Annotated in this window: 10 protein-coding genes and 1 tRNA gene; 5 read left to right on the forward strand and 6 right to left on the reverse strand. The window is 40.1% G+C overall.

The window, feature by feature from the left end:
- Window positions 1-305 precede the first annotated feature (305 nt).
- Complete coding sequence (locus FTV41_RS03025) at window positions 306-2,339, forward strand: NADPH-dependent 2,4-dienoyl-CoA reductase (protein WP_004972684.1); 2,034 nt, start codon at window positions 306-308, stop codon at window positions 2,337-2,339.
- Between the two features lie 129 nt (window positions 2,340-2,468).
- Window positions 2,469-2,558, forward strand: a tRNA-Ser gene (locus tag FTV41_RS03030).
- 142 nt (window positions 2,559-2,700) lie between these two features.
- Here the strand turns inward: FTV41_RS03030 and FTV41_RS03035 are convergent.
- From FTV41_RS03035 to tssH, 6 genes are read right to left on the reverse strand one after another with little or no spacing between them, the layout of a single operon-like run.
- On the reverse strand, window positions 2,701-3,651 hold the full coding sequence (locus FTV41_RS03035; protein ID WP_004972687.1) for a M15 family metallopeptidase: 951 nt from the start codon (window positions 3,649-3,651) through the stop codon (window positions 2,701-2,703).
- 3 nt (window positions 3,652-3,654) lie between these two features.
- The gene (locus FTV41_RS03040) at window positions 3,655-4,221 is read right to left on the reverse strand and encodes a hypothetical protein (RefSeq protein ID WP_004972690.1); all 567 of its coding nucleotides are present in this window, start codon (window positions 4,219-4,221) and stop codon (window positions 3,655-3,657) included.
- A 10-nt stretch (window positions 4,222-4,231) separates the two neighbouring features.
- Window positions 4,232-5,032 carry a type IVB secretion system protein IcmH/DotU gene (gene icmH / locus FTV41_RS03045; RefSeq protein WP_179996080.1) on the reverse strand — a complete coding sequence of 267 codons (801 nt, stop codon included), beginning with the start codon at window positions 5,030-5,032 and terminating at the stop codon, window positions 4,232-4,234.
- 10 nt (window positions 5,033-5,042) lie between these two features.
- Window positions 5,043-6,407: a type VI secretion system baseplate subunit TssK gene (tssK, locus tag FTV41_RS03050; RefSeq protein WP_179996081.1), complete on the reverse strand. Its 1,365-nt coding sequence runs from the start codon at window positions 6,405-6,407 to the stop codon at window positions 5,043-5,045.
- A gap of 10 nt (window positions 6,408-6,417) precedes the next feature.
- On the reverse strand, window positions 6,418-7,509 hold the full coding sequence (gene tssA / locus FTV41_RS03055; protein WP_154320499.1) for a type VI secretion system protein TssA: 1,092 nt from the start codon (window positions 7,507-7,509) through the stop codon (window positions 6,418-6,420).
- 28 nt (window positions 7,510-7,537) lie between these two features.
- The gene (gene tssH / locus FTV41_RS03060; RefSeq protein ID WP_218945138.1) at window positions 7,538-10,204 is read right to left on the reverse strand and encodes a type VI secretion system ATPase TssH; all 2,667 of its coding nucleotides are present in this window, start codon (window positions 10,202-10,204) and stop codon (window positions 7,538-7,540) included.
- Between the two features lie 439 nt (window positions 10,205-10,643).
- On the opposite strand from tssH, the gene FTV41_RS03065 reads away from it, so the two are divergent.
- Genes FTV41_RS03065 through tssC form a run of 3 tightly spaced genes read left to right on the forward strand, consistent with a single transcriptional unit; the run spans window position 10,644 to window position 13,296 of the window.
- Window positions 10,644-11,303: a hypothetical protein gene (locus FTV41_RS03065; RefSeq protein ID WP_136144010.1), complete on the forward strand. Its 660-nt coding sequence runs from the start codon at window positions 10,644-10,646 to the stop codon at window positions 11,301-11,303.
- A gap of 15 nt (window positions 11,304-11,318) precedes the next feature.
- The gene (tssB, locus tag FTV41_RS03070) at window positions 11,319-11,822 is read left to right on the forward strand and encodes a type VI secretion system contractile sheath small subunit (protein WP_004972705.1); all 504 of its coding nucleotides are present in this window, start codon (window positions 11,319-11,321) and stop codon (window positions 11,820-11,822) included.
- Window positions 11,815-13,296, forward strand: a complete 1,482-nt coding sequence (gene tssC / locus FTV41_RS03075) for a type VI secretion system contractile sheath large subunit (RefSeq protein WP_136144009.1) — start codon at window positions 11,815-11,817, stop codon at window positions 13,294-13,296. The genes tssB and tssC overlap by 8 nt, the downstream gene beginning before the upstream one ends.
- The last annotated feature ends 4 nt before the right edge of the window (window positions 13,297-13,300 follow it).

Raw genomic sequence — 13,300 nt, forward strand, 5'->3', positions numbered from 1 at the left:
TAGCCACATGAGCAAGAACAAAGCACTGCTTTGTTTGCTGCGCAAGGGGACAAGCATATTTTTTGCTGCTATTGCGTTATGAGTCAGTCATTTAGAATGACTAAATTTCCTGCCTCATGCCTTATATCAGCTAAAAAACCTTGCGAGATATATCTCTCACGTCGCAAACATAGAAGAAGTGTCAACAGACCCTATAAATTGACGTTTGCGCCACACAGTCGAACTTTAGAGTCATAAACAGTTTATAAAAATCGGTTAAAGTATTCATGCAACAAGTTGCAAAGCTCATTATATAAGGACTCATCATGACAACTCGCTATGCAAATATTCTAAAACCATTACATTTAGGATTTACCACCATTAAAAACCGTGTCGTGATGGGTTCAATGCACACGGGTTTGGAAGATCGTTTTTATAATTATCCAAAACTGGCTGCTTATTTTGGCGAACGTGCCAAAGGTGGCGTGGGTTTAATTATTACAGGTGGTATTTCACCTAACCGTCAAGGCTGGTTATTGCCTGCGGGCGGTACTATGAATACATTGGGCGATGTTGCACCACATCGATTAGTGACACATGCCGTACATAAGCATGGTGCGAAAATTTTAATGCAAATTCTGCATTCAGGACGCTATGGTTATCAACCATTTGTGGTGTCTGCAAGTCCGATTAAATCTCCAATTTCACCATTTAAACCACGTAAAATGAGTGAAAGACAAATTTTAAATACCATTGAAGATTATGCGAAAACAGCTAGTTTAGCCAAAATGGCAGGCTACGATGGTGTCGAAATTATGGGTTCGGAAGGCTATTTACTGAATCAGTTTTTAAGCCGTCATGTGAATCAGCGTGAAGACCAATGGGGCGGTACGATTGAAAACCGTATGCGTTTTGCTTTAGAAGTAGTCAAAGCCATTCGCGCCGAAGTGGGTGAAAAATTTATTATCTGCTTCCGCTTGTCGATGCTGGATTTAGTCCACGATGGCAATACCATGCACGAAGTGATTACCGTTGCCAAAGCCTTAGAGCATGCGGGTGTGAACTTGCTCAATACAGGGATTGGCTGGCATGAAGCGCGCATTCCAACCATCGTGACTTCTGTGCCACGCGCAGCTTTTGTTGATTACACCGCAGAAGTGAAAAAACACGTTGAGATTCCTGTAATTGCATCCAACCGTATTAATATGCCTGATACTGCAGAAGAAATATTGGCAGCGGGTAAAGCTGATATGATTCAAATGGCACGACCATTGTTGGCAGATGCGTTTTGGGTCAATAAAACTGCGACCAATCGTGTCAATGAAATTAACACCTGTATTGCCTGTAACCAAGCGTGTTTAGATCATACCTTTAAAAATCAGCGTGCGACTTGTTTGGTCAATCCGCGTGCAGCCTATGAAACTGAATTGGTCTATGAAAAAACCAAGCAACCGAAGCGTATTGCAGTTGTCGGTGGTGGTGTTGCGGGAATGTCTGCTGCTACAGTTGCTGCTAGTCGTGGGCACCATGTGACTTTATTTGAAGCCAGCAACGAAGTGGGCGGTCAATTCAACTTGGCAAAAGTCGTGCCGGGCAAAGAAGAATTTCACGAAACCATTCGCTACTTTAAAGTGCAAATTGAAAAAACTGGGGTCGATTTGCGTTTAAATACCAAAGTCAACCGCGAGCAACTCGAACGTGAAGGTTTTGATGAAGTGGTCATTGCAACAGGTGTAGTACCACGTGCTTTAAAAATTGAAGGCAGCGATGCACCGCAAGTATTGTCTTATGCAGAAGTATTACGTGGTGCACCTGTTGGACAAAAAGTCGCTGTGATTGGTGCAGGCGGTATCGGTTTTGATGTGTCGGAGTTTTTACTGAAACCTGAACATCAGCCACAACCGCAGCCTTTGGCAGATTGGCAGCGTGAGTGGGGAGTCGATCCGAATCCTAACTATGTGACTGAAGGTGGTATGCTTGCTCCAGAAGTTCATCCCCCAGTCCGTGAAATTTATTTATTGCAACGTAAGACGACAGCTTTAGGTGCAGGTTTGGGTAAAACTTCAGGATGGGTACATCGTGCACAGTTGAAAAAACATGCGGTGCGTATGCTACGTGGTGTGCAATATAAAGCCATCAGCAATGAAGGCTTGTGGATTGAAATGGCAGGTCAAGACCAATTGTTACGTGTAGATAGCATTGTAGTCTGTGCAGGGCAGGAATCGGTTAAAGATTTAATGCCTGCGGCAGATGAAAATACTTTGGCTAACTATCATATTATTGGTGGTGCAAAGCTTGCTGCAGAGTTAGATGCAAAACGTGCGATTCGTGAAGGGGCTGAATTGGCTGCTAAACTTTAAAAAGTGAGGTGGCTATGCTGTTGTTTTGATGAACTTTAGCGCTGATTTGGTGAAACAATATTCACTTGAGTGCTTGAGTGGTATTTTTTACTTGTCATCAAATCAAAAGCTTCGTATCATGGCCCACATGGAAGCGTGGCAGAGCGGTTTAATGCACCGGTCTTGAAAACCGACGAGGGTGTGAGTCCTCCGTGAGTTCGAATCTCACCGCTTCCGCCAAATTTTTAAAAGACCCTTGATTTTCAAGGGTCTTTTTTATGTCTTGTTATTTCACTTATGACCTATATCTGAAAAAGTTAAATATGATTAACTTGGTATAGAGGCTGAAAATTGAGTTGCTTTTGTTTTTACAACCCCTCAACTATCGCAATTGACCCTCTGCAATTAACTGTTCAGCCATTTCTTTGGTCTTTTTTAAACCAGGCATACGGTATTCAGTATGACCATAATCTTGGATTGATTTCCAGCGACCACCCCAAGTCAAACCTACCGATTCAGCCACCTCACCATACAGTTGATAGCCACGCATTGCCCAAGGATCACGTTCCGAAATAACAATTTTACCATTACGTTTAAAAGCAATATCGGCAGCTAAACCAAACTGATGATAACTCTGATAGCCTTTGGCGCGTGTAGTATTTGGATTAGTCGACAACATATTCTGACGACTTGGACTACGATAACCTTCAAGTAAGACCAGTTCATAACCGTGTTGTTCTCGCATAATTTTAAATACCATCAGCAGACGTTGCTTATAGCGTGGGTTGATTTTGTCCCATTTACGATCCAGTAAAGCAGAATCTAAATGTGCATGGCTATGAAAAACGGGCGTTTCAATACGAGCAGCATCCACGCTGCCCTCGGCGGAATGTTGTGCTTGATAGCTTTGTTCAAGCTGAGTCGTTTCTATGATTGCATCTTGAATCAAAATAGCATCTTCTTCTGGGGGAGGACTGAGCATTTCTCCCTGAAGTAAGGCATAAATTTGTGGGTCAGTTTCTTTTAAATATTCAGCTTCAATTCGTGTGGAATGAATGGGTTGGGTAAAAGCAAAAGTCAGAACACTGGTCAATAAAATTAGCCCCGCAATTAAAATCCACCATTGCTGCACATACCAATGTGATTGTAGTTTGTTGGGTGAAGCAGCCTGATATAAATGATGAATAACGTGCAAAAAATTGATTATTTTAGTTTTACTTTGTGGCAATAAAGACCGTAAACGCTGCCTGCATGTATGCTGTATCTCATAAGACATGAGCAGCATTAATCCGAGTGCAATAGCAACAAAGCAGAAAAAAATCACAAAAATCATAGGTTATTGATCTTCATCTATAGCCAATGGTCTTTGTGTCACCGTAATTTTTAGTGTTGCTTCAGGCGTTGCTGTTTCAGCTTCTGATTGTGTCGATGTTGTGGATTTCGTTGTTGCTGGATTAATTTTCTCAACTTTCGTGATGCGCTTTACTGGATGCTGTGCGGTATTTTCAAAGGGAGCAACTTGCTGTGCAGGCGGCGTTGGAGCGCCGTTTGATGGTGTGTTGTTGGATGTCGGGCGCTCAAAGAATTTATTTAAATCCTTGTCCTTCGGCTGAATGAAATGATGATCTTCACTTAATAAAGAAGTTTCATGATCATCTGTTACAACCTCATCAACCCATGGAGCATGAACCGTGATTGATGGATGCATTTGTTTCTTTTCTGATTCATCTAATATTGGCGAGGTCTGTAGATTAGAGCCATTAAAGTTGTTCACCCATAATAAGAAAATCAGGGTAGAAACAATCAAACCTGCAATAAAACCGATCAGTACATAAAAGCGAGAAGCTAAGGTCTTTTTCTTATGTTGTAAGATGCGTAAAGAAGTCTTTTTTTCCTGTGCCATACATCATCCACTAGGGTAAATGAATTGTGATATGTGCTTCTTCTACAGGTATCGAAATCACATTTTGATAGGGACTTAAGGCATTCTGGCTCTGTTGAGAAAGCATGAATGTTAAGCCAGCGAAAGTCAGTACCGTAAACATGCAGAGGCAAATTAAAATCCAGAAAAAAGGTAATTCATGATGAATCAGATGCTTAATTTGATCTGGAATGGCAGCAAATGGAGAAAATGCCGCTTTTTTCCCTTTGAGATAATCAATTTCATCGCCAACACGGGCAACAAGATGATTTAAATTTTCCACCAATTCCAGTCGATATTTCCCTTGAAAACCCAGTAACAGGCAGTAATGCAATACTTCTAATGCTGCTAAATGTTCTTTACCGCGACTACGCAACTGTTCCAAAATTTCAAAAAAACGATAGCCTGCCAATTGCGAACCAAACAGACTCAATTGTAAAGGACTGATGAGCCATGTATTTTGCAAGTCAAAATAGGCATTATCTTGTTGTGTGGCAATGGTTTCATCCATCAGAGCGCAAAAGGCATATTTGGCGTTGTGAATATCATCGGCAGAAAATTGTAAGCGTTTTGCCTGTTGCTCAAAATGACTGAGTACATCCAGAATCTTTTCACGAAACTCACTCGGATGGGTAGGGATATAATGATTACGCAGCAGAAAAACTAAATAAAAGCCATCATGTAAGAGGTCAATTAAACTGGTGGTTTGAGCTGTTGGTAAGGACAGGTGAGATAAGTCTGAACCAATTTCTTCATCATCAAATAAAGAGGGCATGCCGATGGGTTGAGTCATAATTTTTCTCTTAATGATTAAGTACTGCAATCAGTTCGATGCTGATATCTTGGAAGCCTGCGGGCATATACACACAAATTGTTGTGGATTCCAGCATTGGTTGATAAAGCTCATGATGTGATTCAATTTCAAAATAACTGACCCCAGAACGTACTGGAATTGCACTTGGCACTTGGACTAAATGCTGCAATGGAACTGCGGGTAGTGCGGCAATGACACGTTGCTCTACATCAAAGGTACTGCCCACTTTAAAACGTAAAGGCACGACTTGAATTAATTCATGGGTTTGCATTGAGCTGCTAGAAACTGCAAGATACAGTCGCGTATCACGGTCAATCTTGTCAGATTCAAGGCTACCGACCCAATATGATGGGCGGGTTTCTTTCAGTGCAATGCTGAAGTAACGATTGGAAATAATTGTGTCGAGTAAATCTCTTAAGATGAGATCAAGCTGCTGAAAACTCTCTTGTAATTGGCAATGTCGGTATTGTGGAAGATGCTCCACACTATAAGCAGTTGAAAACGTCAGTAATGAGCCAGTTAGACGTAATAATTCTGAAAATAAGCGTTCTGGATGAATCTGTGGATAGTGTAATAGGTGGTTTAATTCGGCATAGGCTGTATTTAAGACATTGATTAGCCAAAAGGAAACAATATCTCCTGAACGGAACTCAATCAGTTTTTGTTCATTTTCACGATTATTGCCCTGAATGGTTTTTATCTTCGCCTTAATGATGTTTAGACTACGTTTGAAGTGATTGATTAAGACTTCTGAAGCTGAAATATGCAAAAGTGGTGGAATAAATTGGTAATCTAGCTCAAAACTGCCTGAACTATGGCGTTTGAGTTTCGCAATCGGTAGGTATAGAAAACCATCCAGATTTTGACTGGGCTGAACATGCAACTCTAATAACTTAAATGCTGCGCGGCGATGTAAAAAATTGAGTTCAGCAGGGCTGGCATCGGTAAATAAATCATGGGTTTCCTGCAAAAAATTATGATAGCGACTCGGTATTGCCTGTGTTTCATCTGCTATATTTTTTTGCTTGGCCTGCAAAATCGGAAGAGTTAGATACAGCATCATCTCTGTGTTTAAATTCAGGTCATCCAATAACAACGGTGCAGGTAGCAAGTCTTGTGCAGGTGCATGGTAAATTTCACCATCTTGCCAAATCATTTGTACCTCTTGCAGTGCAAGAATATGTGTTGCAAGTTGTGCTTCATCAAATTTTAATTTTTGTATGCCATAGGCATGAGGAATCATGGCACGGATGGTGTGATTCAAACGCTGTTCATGGTAGCGATCTTGAACTTGAAAATGCTGAGGACGTAAAAATAAGCCTTCACCCCAAAGGATTTTTTCTGCTTTAAACATGGTGATTCACTTATTCTGATTGGTATTGATTGTTGGATTGAACGCCAAGCGTGTCTTGTAGCATGTTCAATGGATGTTCATCCTTAATCACCTGCGCTAGCCATTCATGCAAGGGCATTTGGCTCCACTTAATGGTTTTTTCCAGTAAATAGCTGACAGGACTATGCGGTTCATTTTTTTGAAAATATGCTGAAATTTCCTGCAGAATTTGCATGGCGTGTTCACGATTTTCTAGGTGTGACTGTTGCTGTGGTTGAAATGACAGTTGTTGTGCAGTAGACGATTGAATGCTGACTGGAGGTGAAATAGAGGGCGATAAAGCTGTCACTTCTGTAAGTGCAGTGACTGGGCTTTGTTCAAGTGATGCTACTTTATAAATTTTCTTCAGACTAAGATGAATGCTATTGAAGCTTGAATCAATTGCAGCAAAACTTGGCGCATCTAAGCCCAGCACATGATCTAGCACCTGCTTTAAGGTCGTCCAGTGCTGTAAAATCTCTGTAAAATATTGATAGTTTTGGCGCTGAATGTCTGGATTTAGCTCCAATACGGCTTGTTCTAAATGAGCCAATTCCGCGGAATGATCCACGCTGCTATCATCGCCTTGCTTACGAAGCATGTTTTCCTGATAAAGAAAATTGTCATAGTCGAGTAGGCAATAAAAAGGCGCCTGATTGACCAAGGGAACTTTTTTAATCAAGACGGGCAATTGATTGATCTGTCCTTGTAATAGTCCAATTCGTTGGTCTAAATCTTCATCTTCAATTTCAGGATGGAGCGTTATCCAATATTGCGCGATGAGGCGATGGCTGAGTTCCAGACTTTTACTGATCCCTTCAAAACCAGATAAGTTCGCCCATGCTTCAGCAAGCCAAGTCAGCAAACGAATATCTTTAGTCTTCGTTTGCAGTAAATGTATTACTGTATTTGCAACAAAGTCCCAATCTGCCTGTTTGGGGGCAGTGACCCAATCCCCTTGTTCCAGTAAAGTATCATCTTGAGTTCTAGCGAGTTTGATTGCATGAAATTCATTTGAAAAACAATAATCTTCGCCACAAGGCAATTGTGCTTGAATAGGTGCAAGTAAAGATAAAATATCCATATAGCTAAATTAACTCAATTTTAAAGTTTTAAACCGCAGCTTGAGGTTCTGGATTGGAGGCTTTTTTGGTTGTTGGTTCTGCTGGATCTAGTTGATAGTGAATTTCATCATTGACGACATGCATCAAAATCAACTTCGGTAGGCGCTGTTCTGCCAAAGCAACTAAAATATGCGTGGCTAAAGTAGGTAGAATGGTAGCGTTCAAGATGTGGTCGACATTGCGTGCGCCACTATCTACTTCAGTACAACGCTGCAAAATTAATTCAATCACATCATCAGAATATTGAACCTGTATTGCATACTGTTGTTCGATACGCGTAATAATTTTTTCGAGTTTGTGCTGAATAATACGAACCAAAAGATCATCGTGCAGCGGAAAATAAGGTACGATGCGCATTCGCCCAATAAATGCAGGTTTAAATTGTTGAGATAGACTTGTTTTTAAATGCTCAATTAACTTTTCTGCAGTAGGCCAATTTTCTACAGGTTGATTTAAACAGGCTTGCATAATTGCACTCGAACCTGTATTTGAGGTCAGTAAAATCGTGGTGTTTTTAAAGTCAATGCTGCGACCTTCACCATCTTCCAGCATGCCTTTATCAAAGACTTGATAAAATAATTCTTGAACATCGGGATGCGCTTTTTCAATTTCATCCAATAACACGACACTATAAGGGTTGCGGCGCACGGCTTCGGTTAAGACACCGCCTTGCCCATAACCGACATAACCCGGTGGCGCGCCTTTTAAGGTAGAAACGGTATGTGCTTCCTGATATTCAGACATATTAATAGTGATGAGATGTTGCTCACCGCCATAGAGTTCATGGGCGAGGGCGAGCGCTGTTTCAGTTTTACCGACACCGCTTGGACCAATTAATAAGAAAACACCTTGAGGCTTTTGTGGGTCTTCTAATTTTGCTTTGGCAGTTTGAATCCCATGCACCAATTGAGTTAAGGCATACTCCTGTCCCATCACACGTTGGCTCAGTTTGACCTTTAACTTTAGAATTTTCTGGATTTCATCATTGAGCATTTCGCCAACAGGAATACCCGTCCAATCAGAAATAATTTCATGGATGATCTGTGCATTAACACGTTCAAAAACTAGAGGATTTTGACCTTGTAATTCAGCTAAATGGATTCTTAATTGCGTAACTTTATCCAGAACATCTGAGGCGTTTTGCGTATTGAGCTGCTGAATCTGCTGAACCAAATTCAACTCTTGTTGCCACCGTTTTTCAGTATCGGCAATTTCTTGTTCTAGCTGAACGAGCTGTTGTTTGAGTTGTGATAATCGTTCCTGATAAATCGGGAGTTGTTGATGTTCTTGCGTGATAAGCTGCTGTTCTAATTGTAGATTGTGTAACTGTGCTTTGAGGTGATCCAAAACAACAGGTTGTGCATTTTGGGTTAAAGCCACTCGTGCCGCAGCAGTATCTAAAACACTAATGGCTTTGTCTGGAAGTTGACGACCACTGATGTAGCGATTAGATGCTTGTACTGCGCTGATAATGGCTTGATCATCAATTTGTAAATTAAAATGTGTTTGCATGACTGGAATCATGGCACGTAGCATGTCAATTGCGACAGCTTCTGTAGGTTCAGCAACTTTGAGAACTTGAAACCGACGGCTAAGCGCAGCATCTTTTTCAAAATATTGCTTATATTCGCTCCAAGTTGTTGCGGCAATCGTTCTTAATTCTCCGCGTGCTAAGGCAGGTTTCAGTAAATTTGCGGCATCATTTTGTCCTGCTTGACCACCTGCCCCAATTAAAGTATGTGCTTCGTCAATAAATAAAATAATCGGATGAGAGGAAGATTGAACTTCTTGAATCACTTGCTTTAGGCGACTTTCAAACTCACCTTTGACACTGGCACCAGCCTGTAACAGACCTAAATCTAAGGCATGCAGATGCACATTTTTTAAGGCATCAGGTACCAAACCTTGGGCAATTTTTAATGCCAAACCTTCTACAACAGCTGTTTTTCCAACACCTGGCTCACCTGTCAAAATTGGGTTGTTTTGACGACGTCGCATTAAGATGTCAAGCAGCAAACGGATTTCAAACTCACGCCCAATGACAGGATCAATCTCACCATTTTGTGCCTTTTGGGTCAGGTCGATGGTGTATTGATCCAATGCAGGGGTTTTGGGTGCTAATGTTTTTGCTTGAAGTTGATTCGTGTTTTCTGCACATGATGTTTGATTTGTTTGGCTAAAATTTTCACAGCTTTCAGCACAAATTTCTAGAAACTTATGTTTCATGGTATCAATGGGAAATGCTTCAAATAAAGTTGAGGCACGGATTGCCACTTGATATAAATCGGCAGAAGTTAATAAGGCAATGATTAAATGACCACTGCGAATAATCGGCTGTTGATCTGCAGCAGCGAGTAACCAAGCTTGTTCTAATAAAAGAATAATTGATTTTGTGAAAATAGGTGTACGTGTATTTCCTTTAGACAGTGTTGTAAGGCTGTTATTTAAATCATCAATAAATTTGGATTTTGATATTTTATATTTAGCAAATAATATAGAAAGATCAGTTTTGGATTGTTCCTTTAATAATTCACATAAAAGATGTTCAATCTCGACTTCATAATGACTTTGACTTATGCAAAAGTTTACAGATTTTTCTAATGCTGTTTTAGTCGGTTGCGAAAGTTTTGTAATGAGTGTTTTTAGGTTGTTCATTATCTGGCTCTAACTTTATCGTAAGAAAATTTTTAGTTTTAAATGAATCTAATCGTTCTATTTTTATTTAAATTATTGAAAATAATATATTTTACTTTTATTTTTGCGACAAAAACGATTGCTTTCCTGTCTTGGGACACCGCATCATATTTAAATCAAAAAATAAAATCAAACTAAATTTTAATATTTTTAAATGTTGTAATTCACTCACAACATAATATATTGGAATACTTAACTGAATTTTCACGTATGACTTGACTTATCTATTCATGTTCTAGTTAAATGCGCTCGCTAAATTATTTTATAACTATATTTGAACTGGAAATAATCAAAATAAAAGTTAATTTTGACTCCAGTTGAATTACAAAAATTAAGAGAAACTCATTTTAATAAAAATGATTAGAAATTAGTTCAAATAACAAATAAATAAGAGGTTGTCTTGAAAAGAATCGTTATTTTTATCACAATTTTGTCTGGTTTTACTTTCAATCAGCATGTGGTTGCAAATACATCAGAAGTGAAGCTTAAAAAGAAATGTATCCAACAATATCCGTGGATGGAAGGGGAGTCAGACCTTGCTTTGCGTGGTATTTATGCGCAGATTTGTGACAAGAAAAATCGTCAAAATAAAAATAATTTACTCATTCAAGCCGCACAGCAACATCAGCAGCTTGGACAGAATTTTAAAGCATTGCAGTTGATCAGTCATTTGCACGAGCAAGATATTCAAAGTACTGCATTGACGGATGTGCAATTTATGGCAAGTACGCAAATGGCATCTTCAGCGATTGAGCAAATGCGTCGTAATGAAGTTCGCTATTTAAGTGAAGAACAGACTTATCCGGCAGCAAAAAACTTGGTCGATGCAATTGAACAAGCAAAGCCTGCACCTGTTTTAGCGGTAAAAGAGGCTTCTAGTTACGTCAAGAAATCGTCAAAAAAATCACTGCAACCTAAACCTAAACCTAAAAAGCAAATATCTAAAGTGACTGCAAAATCACCAAAAAAAGAAAAAACCGTAACAACTCAACCTGTAAAAATGGTTCAACTTGCTGTTGCACCAAGTAGTACAAATCCATTTGCGACTTTAAAAAAATAACCAAAGGAATCACTCATGGCTAAAAAAGAAAGCGTGCAGAAGAAACTGCAACGCATACGTCCACCGCGTGTTCAGCTGACTTATGATGTTGAGGTTGGTGATGGTATTGCATCTAAAGAATTACCGTTTGTGGTTGGAGTAATGGGGGATTTTTCAGCGGCATCCGAAGTAGAAAAGACCAAATTAAAAGACAAAAAATTCATTAATGTCGATTTAGATAATATTGATGAAGTGATGCAATCTTTAGCACCGCGTGCGGCTTTTCAAGTGGAAAATACCTTGACTGCGGAAGGTGGAAAACTATCCGTTGATCTCATTTTTAACTCGATGGAAGACTTTCGTCCAGAACAGGTCGTACAACAAGTGGATCCGCTGCGTAAGTTGCTAGAAGCGCGTGAGCGTTTAACGGATTTGCGTAATAAAATTTCTAATAGCGAACGTTTAGAAGATTTACTGGATGAAGTGCTGAACAATACCGATCAAATTCGTCAATTGAGTGCAGAGGCTGAACGTGAATAATTTACAAACAGCAGTTGCATCAAATCAGCAAGTAGAATCGGTAGGTTTATTGGATTCAATTATTGAGCAAAGCCGTATTGCGCGTAATGCGGATGAGCAGATTCGTGCCAAAAGTTTGATTGGTGAGTTGGCAAAAGAAGTCATGGCGGGAACAATTACTGTTTCTGAGAATATGACGCTGTCTATTGATCAGCGTATTGCCGAAATTGATGCATTAATTTCCAGTCAGCTCAGCCAGATTATGCAGCATGCGCAGTTTCAAAAAATTGAATCAACTTGGCGGGGGCTTTACTATTTTTGCCAAGAAACACCCTCGAATAGCATGATCAAAATTCGTATGTTAAATACGACAAAAAAAGAATTGGTCAAAGATTTTCAGGGGGCAACTGATTTTGACCAAAGCACTTTGTTTAAAAAGATTTATGAAGAAGAATATGGCTCGTTTGGTGGAGCGCCTTATGCGGCACTGATTGGCGATTTTGAGTTTGATCGTACCCCGTCAGATATGTATTTATTGGAACAAATTTCGCATGTGGCTGCAGCGGCACACGCACCTTTTGTATCGGCTGCAAGTCCGAGCATGTTAGGACTTGAATCATTCACGGATATTGACCGCCCGCGTGATGTTTCAAAAATCTTTGAAACGGCTGAATATGTGCAATGGCGTTCATTTCGAGAGAGTGAAGATTCACGCTATGTTGCATTAATTATGCCGCATGTGTTGGGTCGCCTGCCTTACCATCCCAAAGATGGCACAGCCACAGAAGGCTTTAATTTTATAGAACATGTGTCTGGCGAAAAGCATGATGATTATTTATGGATGAATGCTGCTTATGCTTTTGGCACGCGCTTAACCAATGCTTTTGATATGCATGGTTGGTGTGCTGCGATTCGTGGGGTTGAAGGTGGTGGTTTGGTAGAAGGCTTACCTGTACACACCTTTAAAACCTCAGATGGTGAAGTGGTATTTAAATGCCCGACTGAAATTGCCATTACAGATCGCCGTGAAAAAGAACTCAGCGATCTAGGTTTTATTCCTTTGGTTCATTGTAAAAATACCGATTATGCAGCATTTTTTGGTGCGCAATCTGCACAGAAACCTAAAAAATATGACAATGATACAGCCAATGCGAACTCTGCATTGTCGAGTCAAATTCAATACATCATGGCGGTGTCACGTATCGCACATTATTTAAAAGCCATGATGCGCGACAAAGTCGGAAGTTTTGCATCTGCAGGCAATGTGGAGGCCTTTTTAAATGAATGGCTTTCGCAGTATGTCTTGCTTGATGATGGTGCATCTCAAGAAGCAAAAGCGCAATATCCGCTTCGAGAGGCATCTGTAAAAGTTGTAGAAGATCCAGCTCAACCGGGTCATTACAAGTCTGTGGTGTTTTTAAGACCACATTTCCAGCTAGACGAGTTGTCTGTTTCTTTGCGACTCGTGACTGAATTACCTCAGTCCTCACATTAAGAGC

This window comes from Acinetobacter sp. YH16051 (assembly GCF_013417135.1).
Taxonomy (GTDB): Bacteria; Pseudomonadota; Gammaproteobacteria; order Pseudomonadales; family Moraxellaceae; genus Acinetobacter; species Acinetobacter towneri.